The organism is Microbacterium azadirachtae (assembly GCF_000956505.1).
GTDB classification, from domain to species: domain Bacteria; phylum Actinomycetota; class Actinomycetes; order Actinomycetales; family Microbacteriaceae; genus Microbacterium; species Microbacterium azadirachtae_A.
In genome coordinates, this window is sequence record NZ_JYIX01000036.1 from 167,324 (window position 1) to 183,831 (window position 16,508).

A 16,508-nucleotide genomic window follows, 5' to 3' on the forward strand; every position below is an offset into this window, starting at 1 on the left:
GCCGTCCTGGGCGGAGGGTCAGGGGCAGTGCATGAGCGGCTTCGGGCCGCTGCGGTCGATCTCGTGGGCCGTCATCGGTTCGCCGCACAGCGGGCATGCGCGTTGCGCTCGCTCCGCGGCGGACGGCGGAGGCGTCGCCTCATAGGGGCCGACGGAGGCCGGGCCGGCGAAGCGGATCAGGTTCGTGTTGATCCATGCGTACAGTCCGCCCGCCTCACGGATGCGCTGCCGGAGCGGTGGGCGCTCCGCGGGAGTGTTCGTCATGATGTTTAGTGTACTAATGATTAGGGCAGTTGGTAACATCGTGAGGTGACCGATCCCACACCCGACGACCTGCTCCGCCTGGAGAACCAGCTGTGCTTCGCGCTCGTGACGGCCGCGCGCAACGTGGTCGGCATCTATCGTCCGATTCTCGAACCGCTCGGTCTCACGCATCCCCAGTACCTGGCGATGCTGGCGCTGTGGGAGCAGTCGCCGCGGTCGCTCGGCGACCTCGCGAGCGCCTTGGCGATGGATCCGGCGACGGCCTCGCCGCTCGTCAAGAGACTCGAATCCGACGGACTGATCGAGCGTCGTCGCAGCGTCGCCGATGAGCGCCGGCTCGACATCGCCCTCACCGCGAAGGGAACGGCATTGCGCGAGCAGGCCCTGGACGTGCCCCGGCAGGTGATGACGCGGCTCGGCATGACGGTGCCTGAGGTGGAGTCCGTGCGCGATGGGCTGATCCGATTCGCCGGAGCCGTCGAGCTCTGAAGACATCGCTGGGAGTGCTCGTGGCACGACCTGCCGCGGGCCGTGATCGCGGGGACGAGTGCCACCCCGTAGGGTGAGGGCATGGTCCGCGACGACCCGCGAATTCGCACGTCTCCGCTGGCGGGAGCACTCGCGGGCGTGGTGCTCCTGGCTGCGCTGCTGATGGCGATCGCCGCTTTGCAGGGCGTGCCGCAGTTCGGCGACATCGCGGTCGAGCTCCGGAACCCGCTGCCCACCCCCACGAGCGGGACGCAGACGCCGGGCGGCGCACCCGTCGGGCAGTTTCCCGACAGCCCGATCCTCGGCATCATCGTCGCCGTCATCGAGCTCGTGATCGCCGCGTGCTTCCTGGCGCTCCTCGCGTGGCTGTTCTGGCGCCTGGTCCGCGCGCTCTGGGCCGCTCGCCCGTTGAGTCGCGAGGCGGGCGGCGCGAGCGATGCCGGTGCGGGCTCCGTCGCCGGAGACGAGTCCGTGGACGCGGGAGCGATCCGCAGCGCGACCGCGGATGCTCAGGAGGCGATCGAGGCGCACCGCGACCCGGGCGATGCGATCGTCGCCGCGTGGGTGCATCTGGAGGAGGCGGCGTCCCGCGCGGGCCGGTCGCGCCTCCCGTCCGAGACACCGGGGGAGTTCGCGCTGCGGATCCTCCGTCGGCGGCCGGGAGTGGATACGGAACTCGAGACGCTGCTGGGACTGTACGAATCCGTGCGCTTCGGAGGCGTGCAGGCCGACGAGAGCGGGCGTGCGACCGCGCGCCGGTGCCTCGCGATCGTCGAGGAGGCGTGGAGGTGAGGCGCTGGATCGTGTTGATCGTCCTCTGGATCGTGCTCGGCGTTCCGGTCGCTCTGCTGCTCGATTTCCTCGGCGTCCCGCTCCCTTTCGGCATCGCCTGGATCCTCGTCTTCGCGGCCGCGCTCCTCATCGCGCAGCAGAGCTTCCTCGACGAGTCCGGCCCCTGGCCCCCTCCCGCCCCGGAGCAGTTCGCCCGCGGGTCCGACGTGTCCCGGCTCGCCTGGGCCATCGACGCGCGCACGGGGGTCGTGGGGATGCCGCTGCGCCGCCGGATCTCCGTGCTCGCGGACCGACGACTGCGCGAGCACGGCCTGTCCCTCGAGCAGGTCGACGCCGCAGCGGTCGATGCGATCCTCGGTCCCGGAGCGCACGCGGCACTCATCGTCACCGAGATGCGCAGTGCCGACCTCGAACGGGTCCTGCGTGCCCTGGAATCCCCGCCCGTCCCGTCGACCCCGGAGAGAGCATGAACATCGATCAGACCAGCGACGGCGACATCGCCGCCATCACCCGCACCGCAGCCCGGGTGCTCGACGGCGTGCGCACCGCGGTCGTCGGGATGGACGAACCGCTCACGCTCGCCCTGGCCACGATCCTCGCCGGCGGTCATGTGCTCTTCGAGGACGTCCCCGGTCTGGGCAAGACGCTCGCCGCACGCAGCCTCGCGGCGGCGCTCGGGCTGGAGTTCCGCCGGCTGCAGTGCACGCCGGACATGCTTCCGGGAGATGTCACAGGATCCTTCGTGTACGCGCCGGACTCCGGGGATTTCCGTTTCCGTCCCGGACCGATCTTCACGGGCCTGCTCCTTGCGGACGAGATCAACCGCACCACCCCGAAGACCCAGTCCGCGATGCTCGAGGCGATGGCGGAGCGGCAGGTGACCGTCGAAGGCCATCGATATCCGCTGCCCGAACCCTTCCACGTGATCGCGACGTCGAATCCCATCGAATACGAGGGCACGTACGCGCTGCCCGAAGCCCAGCTGGACCGCTTCATGGTGCGCCTGGCCGTGGGCTATCCCGAACCCGAGGACGAGGCGGGGATCGTCGAACAGCGCATCCGGCGCCAGCGCGAGCACACGGACGTGGACGCTGTGATCGACGCGACGGAGTTGATCGCGCTGCAGGCGGCGGTCGAGCGGATCCACGTCGACGACGACCTGATCCGCTACGCGGTGCACCTCGTCCGGGGCACGCGCACCGCGACGAACGTGGCGGTCGGCGCCTCTCCGCGCGGGTCCCAGGCGCTGATCCTGCTGGCACGGGCCGTGGCGGCCATCGAGGGACGCGGATACGTGCGTCCCGACGACGTCAAGCGCATTGCGATCCCCGTGCTCGCGCACCGGCTGACCCTGACCCCTCAGGCATGGGCGCAGGGTGTCGATCCGGCGGGCGTCGTCAGCGCGGTCGTGAACACGACGCCCGTGCCGCCCACGGTGGCCGAAGCGGTCGCGCTCCGCCCATGACCGAGACCCGCTCGACGCTGCGCGCCCCGCTGTCGTGGCAGCGCACACCGGTTCTCGCCGCGGCGTTCTGCGGTGCCGTGCTCCTGGCCGGCGCGGGGCTCGTATTCGGCCGCCCCGATGTGATCGCCGCAGGGCTCCCGCTCGCACTCGCCGGGGTGTGGGCGCTGCTCCGGCCGCCGCGCGCATCCTCTGCCGAGATCATCCTGAGCCTGGACGCCGCGGCGGACGCGGACTCGGTCGCGGGCGTGGTCGACGTCACCACGGACGCGGAGTGGGCGCAGCTCGCGGTCGATCAGGGCGGCGAGCGCACCGGCGAGGTGGAGACGAGCGCCGGAGAGGCGGCGCGCACCCGTAACCGCATCCTGCACTCCGGTCCGTCCGAGGCGCTCGCCGTCACGGCCCGCGCACTGCACCACGACGCCGCCTGGGCGAGCGCGCCGACACCCCGCGTGTCCGCGGTGTGGGCCGCGTCCCCTCGCGCCAGGCGGATCGCCGAGCTCCCGCTCTCGCCGCGGCTGATCGGGCTGCACGGCGGTCATGACGGGCAGCGCGGGGGCAGCGGTGGAGACTTCCGCGACATCCACCCGTTCGCGCCGGGCGATGAGCTGCGCCGGGTGGACTGGCGGGCGACGGCACGGATGGCGCGGCGCCCTGGCGATCTGCTGGTGCGCCGGACCAACGCGCTGAGCGACAGCGCGGTGGTGATCGCACTCGACACCGCCGACGATCTCGGCGCGGTGGTCGCGACGTGGGGGAGCGGCGCGACGGCGCGCAGCGGACCCACCTCGATGGACCTCGGACGGGAGGCGGCACTTTCGGTCGCGGCCTCCGCGATCGGGGCCGGCGACCGCGTCGCGTTCCACGCGCTCTCGCCCGGCGGCCGCACGCTGCGCAGCGGATCCGGAGCCCGCCATCTCGAACGGCTGCGCGGCGTGATCGCCGGCACCGGCGCGGACGGCGACGGCACGCGGTACCGGCGCACGCCGCCCGTGCCCCCTGGGTCGATCGTGTTCGTGCTGTCGACGTTCTTCGACGGGGCTGCGGCCGATCTGGCGCTGCGGTGGAGCGCCGGAGGGCAGGCGGTCGTCGCGATCGACGTGCTTCCGACGCCGCGCACGCAGCGGCTCAGCGCCGCGCAGAGCCTCGCGATGCGGACCCTCCTGCTCGAGCGCGCCGGTGTGCTCGACGACCTGAGGGGCGCGGGGGTCGAGGTGGTCTCCTGGGATGCGGACGATCCGACGGCCGCGCTGCGGATCGCGGCGCGCATCGCGCGGCGCGATCGAGGACGCCGGGTGCCCAGATGAGAGGCCCGCACGAGCTGACCGCGCCGGGGTCGGTGCCGGCGCCGGTGCTCCGCATCGGTGCGGCCGTCGTCATCCTCGGCGGTGTGCTGCTGCTGAACCCGTATCCGATGTGGTGGTGGGTCGCCGGTGCCGCATCCCTGCTCTCCGTCTTCCTCCCGCGGTCGATGGGCTCGTGGCTCGGCATCGCCTGCATGGCCCTGGGAGTCGTCCTGACCGAACCGTCGACGGGACACACCGCGCTGGCCGTGCTGCTGATCCACGCCGCGCACGTGATCGCCTCGTGGGCCTGGGCGGTGCCATGGCGCTCGCGGATCCGGCCGGCGGTTCTGCTGCCCGGCGTTCGCCGGCTGCTGGTGATCCAGGCCATCGCGCAGGCGGTCGCGGCGCTCATGGCGCTCGCGGTGCCGCCGCTGCACGGGCCGGGCTTCGCCTGGCTGGCGCCGCTCGGCGCCGCCGTGCTGACGGGAGTCAGCGCGGTCGCTCTGCGGGTCTCGCTGGGGCCTGATCCGGGGCAGCGGACCGCGTCGCGCACCGCGGTCGGCTCCGATGCGGGGCCCTCCGCGAGCACCCCCGGAGCCAATGTCGGTGGCCGCTCCTAGACTTGACGGGTGCCGATCGTACCCGTAACCAGCCCCGGAAGACTCAGCGTCCGAGGCGCTCGTGTCCACAATCTCCGCAACGTCGACCTCGAGATCCCGCGTGATTCCCTGGTGGTCTTCACCGGCCTCTCCGGATCCGGGAAGTCGAGCCTCGCCTTCGACACGATCTTCGCCGAGGGGCAGCGCCGCTACGTCGAGTCCCTCAGCGCCTACGCCCGTCAGTTCCTCGGCCAGGTCGACCGCCCAGACGTCGACTTCATCGAGGGCCTGAGCCCTGCGGTGTCGATCGATCAGAAATCAACCAACCGCAACCCGCGTTCCACGGTCGGCACGATCACCGAGATCTACGACTACATGCGCCTGCTCTGGGCGCGCATCGGCGTGCCGCACTGCCCGCAGTGCGGTGAGCGGATCCAGCGTCAGACCGTGCAGCAGATCGCCGATCAGCTCATGGAGCTGCCCGAGCGCACCCGCTACCAGATCGTCGCACCCGTCGTGAGCCAGAAGAAGGGCGAGTTCGTCGATCTCTTCCGTGAACTCGGCGCCAAGGGCTACGCGCGCGCGATCGTCGACGGAGAGCTCGTGCAGCTCGCCGAGCCGCCGGTGCTGAAGAAGAGCTACAAGCACGACATCGGCGTGGTCGTGGACCGCCTCGTCGCCGCCCCCGACATCCTGGGCCGCGTCACCGACTCCGTCGAGACCGCGCTCGGCCTTGCCGGCGGCGTCATCCAGGTGAACTTCGTGGACGGGGAGGGGGACGACGCCTGGCAGTCGTTCTCCGAGAAGCTGGCCTGCCCCAACGGGCACGCGATCACGCTCACCGAGATCGAGCCGCGGACGTTCTCCTTCAACGCGCCGTTCGGCGCGTGCCCCGCCTGCTCGGGCCTCGGGACCAGGATGTCGGTCGATGCCGACCTCATGCTCGGCGACGAGTCGCTGTCGATCCGCGAGGGCGCCATCATCCCCTGGACGACCCAGGGCAAGGGGCTGTTCCAGTACTACGAGCGCCTGCTCGAGGGGCTCGCCGCGGATCTCGACTTCTCGCTCGACACGCCCTGGCAGGATCTGCACTCCGATGTGCGGGAGGCGGTGCTGCACGGCGAGAACTACAAGGTCACCGTGAAGTGGAAGAACCGGTACGGGCGCGAGATGCGGTACTCGTCCGGCTTCGAGGGCGTGGTGCCGTACATCGAGCGCCAGTACCAGCAGGCGGAGAGCGACACCCAGCGCAGCCGCTGGGGCGAGTACCTGCGCGAGGTGCCCTGCCCGGTCTGCGACGGCGACCGGCTCAAGCCCGAGGTGCTCGCCGTACAGGTGCACGGCCACTCGATCGCCGAGGTCTCGCACAAGAGCCTCGCCGAGGCGCAGGAGTTCATGCAGCTCCTGGAGCTGACCCCGCGCGAGGCGAAGATCGCGGCGCAGGTGCTGCGCGAGATCCGCCTGAGGCTCGACTTCCTGCTGCAGGTCGGCCTGTCGTACCTGAACCTGAGCCGCTCGGCCGGTTCCCTCTCCGGCGGGGAGGCGCAGCGCATCCGTCTTGCGACGCAGATCGGATCCGGACTCACCGGCGTGCTCTACGTGCTCGACGAGCCGTCGATCGGCCTGCACCAGCGCGACAACCGCCGACTCATCGAGACGCTGCTGACGCTCCGCGACCTGGGCAACACGCTCATCGTGGTCGAGCACGACGAGGAGACGATCGAGGCGGCCGACTGGGTGGTCGACATCGGCCCCGGCGCCGGTGTGAACGGCGGTCTGGTCGTGCACTCCGGTCCGTACGACGCGCTGCTCCGCGAGAAGGCCTCGATGACCAGCGACTACCTCGCCGGCCGCCGGGAGATCGTCACGCCGAAGAAGCGTCGCCGGATCGACCGCAAGCGCATGCTCAGCGTGGTCGGTGCGAAGGAGAACAACCTCCGCAACGTCACGGCGGACTTCCCGCTCGGGGTGCTGACGGCGGTCACGGGTGTCAGCGGATCCGGGAAGTCGTCGCTCGTGAACGACATCCTCTACCGCGTGCTCGCCTCGCGGCTGAACGGGGCGCGGACGGTTCCCGGCAAGCACGTCAGGGTCACCGGGCTCGACAACCTGGACAAGGTCGTGCACGTCGACCAGGCGCCGATCGGTCGCACCCCGCGGTCGAACCCTGCCACCTACACGGGCGTGTTCGACCGCATCCGCACGCTGTTCAGCGAGACGCCAGAGGCCAAGGTGCGCGGCTACCAGCCTGGGCGGTTCAGCTTCAACGTCAAGGGCGGGCGCTGCGAGGCGTGCTCCGGCGACGGCACGATCAAGATCGAGATGAACTTCCTGCCCGACGTCTACGTCGACTGCGAGGTCTGCCACGGCAAGCGGTACAACCGCGACACGCTCGCCGTACACTACAAGGGCAAGAACATCGCCGAGGTGCTCGAGATGCCCATCGAGGAGGCCGCGGAGTTCTTCGAGCCGATCCAGGCGATCCACCGCTATATGAAGACGCTCGTCGACGTGGGCCTCGGCTACGTGCGGCTCGGCCAGTCGGCGACGACGCTCTCCGGCGGCGAGGCGCAGCGCGTCAAGCTCGCCACCGAGCTCCAGCGCCGCAGCAACGGCCGCTCGATCTACGTGCTCGACGAGCCGACGACGGGTCTGCATTTCGAGGACGTGCGCAAACTCCTCGAGGTGCTGAACGGGCTCGTGGACAAGGGCAACACGGTCATCGTGATCGAGCACAACCTCGACGTCATCAAGTCGGCGGACTGGGTCATCGATCTCGGACCCGAGGGCGGATCCGGTGGCGGGCAGATCATCGCGACCGGCACACCGGAACAGGTCGCGCGCAACGCCGACAGTCACACGGGTGCGTTCCTCGCGGAGGTCCTCGACGCCGCCATCGCCGCAGGACGCCCCGGAGCGCGGCGGGTGCTCGAGCGCAAGGCGGGTTGATGGCAGAACAACTCCCGTACAAGCCGAGACCGGGGGAGATCCCGACCGACCCCGGCGTGTACCGGTTCCGTGACGCGCAGGGGCGGGTGCTGTACGTCGGCAAGGCGAAGAACCTCCGTCAGCGGCTGTCGAACTACTTCGCGCCGCTGCGGACCCTGCACGAGCGCACCCGGCGGATGGTCACGACGGCCGCTTCCGTGGAGTGGACCGTGGTGCCCACGGACGTCGATTCGCTGCAGCTCGAGTACATGTGGATCAAGGAGTTCGATCCGCCGTTCAATGTGCGCTACAAGGACGACAAGTCCTACCCGTTCATGGCGATCACACTCTCCGACGAGGCGCCGAGGGTGATCGTCACCCGCAACCGACGGATCCCCGGGGCCAAGTACTTCGGGCCGTATCCCAAGGTGTGGGCGGTGCACGACACCATCGACCTGATGATCAAGGTGTTCCCGATCCGCACGTGCAGCGACGCCAGCTATCGCAAGGCGATGCAGACCGGGCGCCCGTGCTTCCCCGGCCAGATCGGGAAGTGCGGCGGACCGTGCTCCATGAAGGTGTCGATCGCCGAGCACCGCGCCATGGTCGACGACTTCATCGCGTTCATGGAGGGCGGGGATGAGCGGTTCACCCGGGACCTCACGCGGCGCATGCACGAGGCATCGGCGGCGATGGACTACGAGAGCGCGGCGAAGTACCGCGACCAGCTCGCGTCGATCGACGCGGTGCTGGGCCGAAGCGCCCTGGTGCTCCCGCAGGACGAGGACGCGGATCTGTTCGGCATCGCGGAGGACGAGCTGTCCGCCGCGATCCAGCATTTCGTGATCCGCGGAGGACGCGTGCGCGGTGTGCGGGCGTCGACGCTCGACAAGGAGATCGACATCTCGGGCGCCGAGCTCGTGGACCAGATCCTGCAGCGCACGTACGGCGAGGCGAGCGGGGAGCAGGTGCCCCGGCGGGTGCTGGTGCCGGCGCTGCCGGACGACGCCGCGGAGCTCGAGGAGTGGCTGCGCGCACGACGCGGCAAGAAGGTCGAGATCGCGGTCGCCCAGCGCGGTCAGCGGGCGGAGCTCATGCGCAACGCCACGCTGAACGCGCAGCAGGCGCTGATCCGCCACAAGACGCGGCGCTCCAGCGACTACTCGACGCGCACGCAGGCGCTCACCGACCTTCAGGACGCGCTCGGCCTCGACGACGCGCCGCTGCGGATCGAGTGCTTCGACATCTCGCATCTCGGCGGCACGAACGTGGTGGCCTCGATGGTCGTGTTCGAGGACGGCCTGCCGCGCAAGGACCAGTACCGGTCGTTCAACATCGCCGAGACCAGCGACGACACCGACTCGATGTACCAGGTGCTGCGTCGCCGTCTCGCACACATCGACGCGCCGGAGGAGGTCGAGGCGACGACGGTGATCGCCGAGGCCGGCGACGCTCTCGGAGACGCAGAGGATCTGGTCGTGACGGAGCGCCGCAAGCCGCGCTTCGCGTACCCGCCGCAGCTGCTCATCGTCGATGGCGGCAAGCCGCAGGTCGAGGCGGCGGCGCGTGCGCTCCGCGACGCCGGTCGCACCGGGATCGGCCTGTGCGGCATCGCCAAGCGGCTGGAGGAGCTCTGGCTGCCGGGGGAGGAGTACCCCGTCATCCTGCCCCGCACGAGCGAGGCCCTGTACCTCGTCCAGCGTCTGCGCGACGAGGCGCACCGGTTCGCGATCACCCATCAGCGCAAGCGCCGCAAGCGCGACATCGCCTCGATCCTCGGAGAGGTCCCCGGCCTCGGCGCGGCACGGATCAAGACGCTGCTGCGGCACTTCGGATCGGTCGCCGCATTGCGACGCGCGGGTTCCGCGGAGATCCAGGAAGTGCAGGGGATCGGGCCGGCCCTCGCGGAGGCGATCCGCGCCCACCTCGCCGGACCTTCGGCGACTCTCGGATCCACGGACGGCTTCGATTCCGTGCTCGTCGGCGCGGGATCCGATTCCGATGCCTCACTGGCCCCGCCTACTGGCTAGGCTGGACGCGAGCGAGGAGGAGAGCAGATGAGCGCCGACCAGGGTGAGTTCCTGATCGTCACCGGAATGTCGGGCGCCGGGCGCTCGACCGTCGCGAACGCTCTCGAGGACCTGGGCTGGTACGTGGTCGACAACCTACCGCCGCAGATGCTCCGGCCCCTGCTCGATCTCGCGAACCTCGGCGGTGCGGCGCTGCCCAAGGTGGCCGCCGTCGTGGACGTGCGGGGGCGCGATCTCTTCGACGGCTTCCCTGGCGTGGCGCGTGCGCTCCGTGAGCACGGATCCGTGCAGGTGGTGTTCCTCGATGCGGTCGATGACGTGCTGGTGCGACGGTTCGAGTCCGTCCGACGCCCGCACCCGTTGCAGGGCGACGGCACCCTGCTCGACGGGATCCGCACGGAACGGACCAGGGTCGCGCCGCTGCGCGAGGCCGCCGACATCATCATCGACACGTCGAGCCTGAACGTGCACCAGCTGGCCACCAAGGTCAACGAGGTGTTCGCGGAGGAGGGGGCCGCGCGCCACAAGCTCACGGTCATGAGCTTCGGCTTCAAGTACGGCCTGCCCTCGGACGCCGACCTCGTGGCCGACATGCGCTTCCTGCCCAACCCGTTCTGGATCGACGAGCTGCGCGGTTCCACCGGCCTCGATTCCGAGGTCCGCGACTACGTCCTCACCCGCGACGGCGCGCAGGAGTTCCTCGACGCGTACACGGCTGCACTGCGCCCGGTGCTCGAGGGCTACCAGCGCGAGAACAAGAGCCACTCGATGGTGGCCATCGGCTGCACGGGCGGAAAGCACCGTTCGGTCGCGATGGTCGAAGAGCTCGCGGCGCGTCTGGGACAGATCCCGGGCGTCGCGGTGACCGTCCGTCACCGCGATCTCGGGCGAGAGTGAGGCCGGCCCGGCCGGTGGTGAGCGCCGCGGCCGGGTAAGCTGATCCCTTGTGCCGAGATCCGGCGCCGCCCGTGAGAAGGAGACCCGTGGCACTCACCACCGACGTCAAGGCCGAGCTCGTCAGCATCCGGAACGCACCCCCCTCGGTGCGCGTCGCGGAGGTGACGGCGGTGCTGAGGTTCGCCGGGGGGCTGCACCAGATCGCCAACCGCATCGCGGTCGAGGCCGAGGTGGATGCGGAGCTGCTCGCACGTCGCGTCGCCCGCGACCTCGCGGAGCTGTTCGGGGTCCGTCCCGAGATCGCCCCGATCCAGGGCGCATCCAGCCACGACGGCGCCAAGTTCGCCGTGCGCGTGATCGCGGCCGGCGAGACCCTCGCCCGCCAGACCGGTCTGCTCGACCAGCGCCGCCGGCCCGTACGCGGCCTGCCGAACCGTCTCACCACCGGATCCAGGGAAGAGCTCGCCGGCCTGTGGCGCGGCGCGTTCCTCGCCGCCGGCTCGCTCAGCGAACCCGGCCGGTCCGCCGTCCTCGAGGTGGCCTGCCCGTCCTCCGAAGCCGCCATGGCGCTCGTCGGCGCCGCGCACCGGATCGGCATCGCCGCGAAGGCGCGCGAGGTCCGCGGCATGCCCCGCGTCGTGATCCGCGAGCCCGAGGGCATCCGCGCCGTGCTCGCCCTGATGGGCGCGTCCAAGACCGCCGCCGCATGGGAGGAGATGCGCCAGCGCCGCGAGGTGCGCGCGGGCGTCAACCGTCTCGTGAACTTCGACGACGCCAACCTCCGCCGCTCCGCGCAGGCCGCGGTCGCCGCCTGCGCCCGCGTCGAGCGCGCACTGGAGATCCTCGGCGAGGATGTGCCGGAGCACCTGCGCACCGCCGGCGCTCTGCGCCTCGCGCACCGCGACGCCAGCCTCGACGAACTCGGCCACCACGCCGACCCGCCCCTCACGAAGGACGCCGTCGCAGGCCGCATCCGCCGCCTTCTCGCGATGGCCGACAAGCGCGCGCAGACCGAGGGCATTCCCGGCACCGAGGCCGCGGTTCCCGCCGGTCTCGACGTCTGAGACGCCGTATCGAGGGCCTGCGTTCCGGTCTGTGGAAACACGCCCGGACGCAGGCCCTCGATGCCGTCACATCCGGAAGGATCCGGACAATCCGCGCGTTGCCGTCATTAGGATGAAAGACGTCCGCCCCGTGCGCACCACCGCGCTTCGGGGGACCGGCAAGCGCCGCGAGCGCGGCGCGGATTGGATGAAATCGACATGGCGATCTACACGCTGCCCGACCTTCCGTACGATTTCGCGGCCCTCGAGCCGCACATCAGCGGCAAGATCATGGAGCTGCACCATGACAAGCACCACGCCGCCTACGTCGCCGGAGCGAACGCGGCGCTGGAGCAGCTGGCGGAGGCCCGTGAGACCGGGAACTTCGCCAATGTGAACCGGCTCGAGAAGGACCTCGCGTTCCACCTCGGCGGCCACGTCAACCACTCGATCTTCTGGACCAACCTGTCGCCGAACGGCGGCGGTCAGCCCGAGGGCGAGCTGAAGGCGGCCATCGACGAGTTCTTCGGCTCGTTCGAGAAGTTCCAGGCGCACTTCACCGCCGCGGCCATGGGCATCCAGGGCTCCGGCTGGGCAGTGCTGAGCTGGGACCCGATCGGTGCCCGCCTGATCATCCAGCAGCTGTTCGACCAGCAGGGCAACACCGCGCAGGGCACGGTTCCGCTGTTCCAGCTGGACATGTGGGAGCACGCCTTCTACCTGGACTACCTGAACGTCAAGGCCGATTACGTCAAGGCCGCGTGGAACATCGCGAACTGGGAGAACGTCGCCCAGCGCTTCGCCGCCGCGCGCGAGAAGACCAACGGACTGCTGGTACTGTCGTAAAAGATGGGCGTCCTGATGGGCGAAAGTCCCATCAGGACGCCGTTGTCCGTGCAATCCGCAAGAATCACGCCCTTCCTTGAGTAAGAACCAGGAGACTTTCGTGTCTGTCAAGATCGGTATCAACGGCTTCGGCCGAATCGGACGCAACTACTTCCGCGCAGCCCTCGAGCAGGGTGCCGACCTCGAGATCGTCGCGGTCAACGACCTCACCGACAACAAGACCCTCGCGCACCTGCTGAAGTACGACTCCGTCGGCGGCGTGCTGAAGGCGGACGTGAGCTACGACGACGAGAGCATCACCGTCGACGGCCACCACATCAAGGCGTTCGCCGAGCGCGACCCCGCGAACCTGCCGTGGGGCGAGCTGGGCGTCGACATCGTCATCGAGTCGACCGGGTTCTTCACCAAGGCCGAGCTCGCGAAGAAGCACATCGAGGCCGGCGCCAAGAAGGTGCTGATCTCCGCTCCCGCGACCGGCGACGACGCGACCATCGTCATGGGCGTCAACGAGGAGACCTACAACCCGGAGACCGACCACATCATCTCCAACGCCTCCTGCACGACCAACTGCCTCGCGCCGCTGGCCAAGGTGTTCAACGACGAGTTCGGCATCGTCCGCGGCTTCATGATGACCGCGCACGCCTACACCGCCGACCAGAACCTGCAGGACGGCCCGCACGGCGACCTGCGCCGCGCCCGCGCCGCCGCGATCAACATCGTCCCCGCCTCCACCGGCGCCGCCAAGGCCATCGGCCTCGTGCTGCCGGAGCTCAACGGCAAGCTCAGCGGATCCTCCTACCGCGTGCCCGTCCCCACCGGCTCGATCGTCGACCTGACGCTCATCACGGACCGCGAGGACCTGACGGCCGACGAGGTCAACGCCGCGTACGCGAAGGCCGCCGCCGAGGGTCGCCTCAACGGCTACCTGCAGTACAACGAGGACCAGATCGTCTCGAGCGACATCCAGGGCAACCCCTTCTCGTCGATCTTCGACTCGACCCTCACCAACGTCTCCGGCAACCTGGTCAAGGTCTCCAGCTGGTACGACAACGAGTGGGGCTACTCGAACCGTCTCGTCGACCTCACCGAGTACGTGGCCGAGCGGCTCTAAGCTCATATCCATGACTCTGCGCACCCTCGAATCCCTGAAGGAATCGGTCGGTTCGCTCGACGGAAGACGCGTCATCGTCCGTTGTGACCTCAACGTCCCCTTGCGGGACGGGGTCATCACGGACGATGGCCGTGTTCGAGCGTCGGTGCCGACCCTCAAAGCCCTCATCGACCAGGGGGCCCGCGTGATCGTGTGCTCCCACCTCGGTCGTCCTGAGGGCGCCCCCGACCCGCAGTACAGCCTGGCGCCCGTCGCGGCGCGCCTGGGCGAGCTGCTCGGGCAGCCGGTCGCGTTCGCGGCCGACACCGTCGGCGCCTCGGCGCAGGATGCCGTGGCGGCTCTGCAGCCCGGTGGCGTCGTCGTGCTCGAGAACCTCCGCTTCAACCCGGGGGAGACCTCGAAGGACGACGCAGAGCGCCGCGCCTTCGCGGAGCAGCTCGCCGCCCTCGGCGACGCGTTCGTCTCCGACGGGTTCGGCGTCGTGCACCGCAAGCAGGCCAGCGTCTACGACCTCGCGCAGATCCTGCCGTCCGCGGCCGGTCTGCTCATCGAAGCCGAGCTGAAGGTCCTCGACCGCCTCACCGAGAACCCCGAGCGCCCCTACACGGTGGTGCTCGGTGGATCGAAGGTCTCCGACAAGCTCGGCGTGATCTCGCACCTGCTGCCTCGGGTCGACCGCCTCCTCGTCGGCGGCGGCATGCTGTTCACGTTCCTCGCGGCCCAGGGCCACGCGGTCGCCGCCAGCCTGCTGGAGAAGGATCAGCTCGACACCGTGCGCGGGTACATCGCAGAAGCGGCCGAGCGCGGCGTGGAGCTCGTGCTCCCCACTGACGTGGTTGTCGCGGCGTCGTTCTCCGCGGATGCGGCCCACGAGGTCGCCGCCGCCGACGCGATCGAGGCGACGTCCTTCGGCGCCTCGGGCATCGGGCTCGACATCGGACCCGACAGTGCGGCACGCTTCGCGGATGCGATCCGCGGATCCAAGACCGTGTTCTGGAACGGGCCCATGGGCGTGTTCGAGTTCCCCGCGTTCGCCGCCGGCACCAAGGCCGTCGCGGAGGCGCTGACCGAGACCGACGGCCTGAGCGTCGTCGGTGGCGGAGACTCCGCTGCAGCCGTGCGTCAGCTCGGTTTCGCGGATGACCAGTTCGGTCACATCTCGACGGGCGGGGGCGCGAGCCTCGAGTTCCTCGAGGGCAAGAAGCTTCCCGGACTGGAGGTCCTCGGATGGGCATGAACAGCAGAACCCCGCTGATCGCGGGCAATTGGAAGATGAACCTCGACCACCTGCAGGCGGTCGCGTTCGTGCAGAAGCTGCACTGGACGCTCAAGGACGCGAAGCACGAGGACGGAACGGTCGAGGTGGCGGTGTTCCCGCCGTTCACCGATCTGCGCAGCGTGCAGACGCTGATCGACGCGGACAAGATCCCGTTCGCGTTCGGCGCGCAGGACCTGTCGCAGCACGACTCCGGCGCGTACACCGGTGAGATCTCCGGCGCGTTCCTGGCCAAGCTCGACGCGAGCTACGTCATCATCGGCCACTCGGAGCGGCGCGAGTACCACGCCGAGAGCGACGAGATCGTGGCGGCCAAGACCAAGGCCGCGCTCAAGCACGGCCTGGTGCCGGTCGTCTGCGTCGGCGAGACGGCGGAGGACCTGGAGAAGTTCGGCGCGAGCGCGGTTCCCGCCGGTCAGCTCGAGACGGCGCTGCAGGGTCTCGACGCGAAGGCGGACATCGTCGTCGCGTACGAGCCTGTCTGGGCCATCGGCTCGGGTCAGGCCGCGACCCCGCAGCAGGCGCAGGACGTCTGCGCGGTCCTGCGCGGTGTGATCGCCAAGGTTCTCGGCGACGAGGCGGCAGCACGCACCCGGATCCTCTACGGCGGATCGGTGAAGTCGACGAACATCGCCGGGTTCATGCGCGAGCCCGATGTGGACGGTGCGCTGGTCGGCGGGGCGAGCCTGGTCGTCGACGAGTTCGCCGCGATCGTGCGTTATCAGAAGCACGTCGGAGTGTGACACGCGTCCCCGGCCGAAGGGGCGGGGACGTCTCGACGTATAATTGACCGTTACCCGGGATCCCGCACGCCCGTGCGGGCCCGAGCGAAAGGCCGATCCGTGGATATTCTCCAGTTCATCCTGCAGGTGCTGCTGGGCATCACCAGCGTCCTGCTGACCCTTCTGATCCTGCTCCACAAGGGGCGCGGCGGAGGCCTCTCCGACATGTTCGGCGGCGGCATGTCCTCCGCCGTCGGGTCCAGCGGTCTTGCCGAGCGGAACCTCAACCGGTTCACGGTCGTGCTCGCGCTGACCTGGTTCGTCGCGGTCGTGGGACTCGGCCTGATCACGAAGTTCGAGGCGATCTGATGGCGACCGGCGGCAACGCGATCCGAGGGACGAGGGTCGGCTCCGGCCCGATGGGCGAGCAGGACCACGGCTACCACGCCGACCGCATCGCGATCTCGTACTGGGACGGACTCGGCAACGAGACCGTGCGGTACTTCGCGGCGGGCCTGCCCGAGGAGGAGATCCCGGACATCATCGACCACCCGCACTCCGGCCTGCCGGCCGGACGCGACAAGGAGAACCCGCCGGAGATCGCGAAGGCGGAGCCCTACAAGACGCACCTCGCGTACGTGAAGGAGCGCCGCACCGACGAGGAGGCCGAGCAGCTGCTCGGCGACGCGCTCGCACAGCTGCGCGAGCGTCGCGGCCAGTCCTGACGACTCCCGCGTCTGCACGACGAGAGCCCCTGCTTCGG

17 protein-coding genes are annotated in these 16,508 nt (G+C 69.9%); 16 read left to right on the forward strand and 1 reads right to left on the reverse strand.

Annotated features, from left to right (window positions below):
- Positions 1 to 18 precede the first annotated feature (18 nt).
- Complete coding sequence (locus RS86_RS12135; protein WP_045272513.1) at positions 19 to 264, reverse strand: hypothetical protein; 246 nt, start codon at positions 262 to 264, stop codon at positions 19 to 21.
- 45 nt (positions 265 to 309) lie between these two features.
- Here RS86_RS12135 and RS86_RS12140 point away from each other — a divergent pair, with 45 nt between their 5' ends.
- The 16 genes from RS86_RS12140 to RS86_RS12215 all read left to right on the forward strand — a co-directional run bounded on the left by RS86_RS12140 (position 310) and on the right by RS86_RS12215 (position 16,470).
- Entirely contained in the window at positions 310 to 753 is a 444-nt protein-coding gene (locus tag RS86_RS12140; RefSeq protein ID WP_045272514.1) for a MarR family winged helix-turn-helix transcriptional regulator, read from the forward strand.
- A gap of 81 nt (positions 754 to 834) precedes the next feature.
- A complete protein-coding gene (locus RS86_RS12145) occupies positions 835 to 1,545 on the forward strand; it encodes a DUF4129 domain-containing protein (RefSeq protein WP_052680236.1) in 711 nt (236 codons plus the stop codon).
- The gene (locus RS86_RS12150; RefSeq protein ID WP_152642154.1) at positions 1,542 to 2,015 is read left to right on the forward strand and encodes a hypothetical protein; all 474 of its coding nucleotides are present in this window, start codon (positions 1,542 to 1,544) and stop codon (positions 2,013 to 2,015) included. Before RS86_RS12145 ends, RS86_RS12150 begins: the two co-directional genes overlap by 4 nt.
- Positions 2,012 to 3,010: an AAA family ATPase gene (locus RS86_RS12155; RefSeq protein ID WP_045272516.1), complete on the forward strand. Its 999-nt coding sequence runs from the start codon at positions 2,012 to 2,014 to the stop codon at positions 3,008 to 3,010. Before RS86_RS12150 ends, RS86_RS12155 begins: the two co-directional genes overlap by 4 nt.
- On the forward strand, positions 3,007 to 4,314 hold the full coding sequence (locus RS86_RS12160; protein WP_045272517.1) for a DUF58 domain-containing protein: 1,308 nt from the start codon (positions 3,007 to 3,009) through the stop codon (positions 4,312 to 4,314). The genes RS86_RS12155 and RS86_RS12160 overlap by 4 nt, the downstream gene beginning before the upstream one ends.
- On the forward strand, positions 4,311 to 4,913 hold the full coding sequence (locus RS86_RS12165) for a hypothetical protein (RefSeq protein WP_045272518.1): 603 nt from the start codon (positions 4,311 to 4,313) through the stop codon (positions 4,911 to 4,913). The genes RS86_RS12160 and RS86_RS12165 overlap by 4 nt, the downstream gene beginning before the upstream one ends.
- Before the next feature lie 9 nt (positions 4,914 to 4,922).
- On the forward strand, positions 4,923 to 7,841 hold the full coding sequence (gene uvrA, locus RS86_RS12170) for an excinuclease ABC subunit UvrA (RefSeq protein WP_045272519.1): 2,919 nt from the start codon (positions 4,923 to 4,925) through the stop codon (positions 7,839 to 7,841).
- Positions 7,841 to 9,850: an excinuclease ABC subunit UvrC gene (gene uvrC / locus RS86_RS12175; protein WP_082076748.1), complete on the forward strand. Its 2,010-nt coding sequence runs from the start codon at positions 7,841 to 7,843 to the stop codon at positions 9,848 to 9,850. Before uvrA ends, uvrC begins: the two co-directional genes overlap by 1 nt.
- A 27-nt stretch (positions 9,851 to 9,877) precedes the next feature.
- A complete protein-coding gene (rapZ, locus tag RS86_RS12180; protein ID WP_045272520.1) occupies positions 9,878 to 10,747 on the forward strand; it encodes an RNase adapter RapZ in 870 nt (289 codons plus the stop codon).
- An 86-nt stretch (positions 10,748 to 10,833) separates the two neighbouring features.
- Positions 10,834 to 11,811 carry a DNA-binding protein WhiA gene (gene whiA, locus RS86_RS12185; RefSeq protein WP_045272521.1) on the forward strand — a complete coding sequence of 326 codons (978 nt, stop codon included), beginning with the start codon at positions 10,834 to 10,836 and terminating at the stop codon, positions 11,809 to 11,811.
- A 198-nt stretch (positions 11,812 to 12,009) separates the two neighbouring features.
- A complete protein-coding gene (locus RS86_RS12190; protein ID WP_045272522.1) occupies positions 12,010 to 12,636 on the forward strand; it encodes a superoxide dismutase in 627 nt (208 codons plus the stop codon).
- A gap of 100 nt (positions 12,637 to 12,736) precedes the next feature.
- Complete coding sequence (gene gap / locus RS86_RS12195) at positions 12,737 to 13,747, forward strand: type I glyceraldehyde-3-phosphate dehydrogenase (protein WP_045272523.1); 1,011 nt, start codon at positions 12,737 to 12,739, stop codon at positions 13,745 to 13,747.
- Positions 13,748 to 13,757: 10 nt separating this feature from the next.
- On the forward strand, positions 13,758 to 14,984 hold the full coding sequence (locus RS86_RS12200) for a phosphoglycerate kinase (RefSeq protein WP_045272524.1): 1,227 nt from the start codon (positions 13,758 to 13,760) through the stop codon (positions 14,982 to 14,984).
- A complete protein-coding gene (gene tpiA, locus RS86_RS12205; RefSeq protein WP_045272525.1) occupies positions 14,975 to 15,766 on the forward strand; it encodes a triose-phosphate isomerase in 792 nt (263 codons plus the stop codon). Before RS86_RS12200 ends, tpiA begins: the two co-directional genes overlap by 10 nt.
- A 99-nt stretch (positions 15,767 to 15,865) precedes the next feature.
- Complete coding sequence (gene secG, locus RS86_RS12210) at positions 15,866 to 16,114, forward strand: preprotein translocase subunit SecG (RefSeq protein WP_045272526.1); 249 nt, start codon at positions 15,866 to 15,868, stop codon at positions 16,112 to 16,114.
- Positions 16,114 to 16,470, forward strand: a complete 357-nt coding sequence (locus RS86_RS12215) for an RNA polymerase-binding protein RbpA (RefSeq protein WP_045272527.1) — start codon at positions 16,114 to 16,116, stop codon at positions 16,468 to 16,470. Before secG ends, RS86_RS12215 begins: the two co-directional genes overlap by 1 nt.
- Positions 16,471 to 16,508 lie beyond the last annotated feature (38 nt).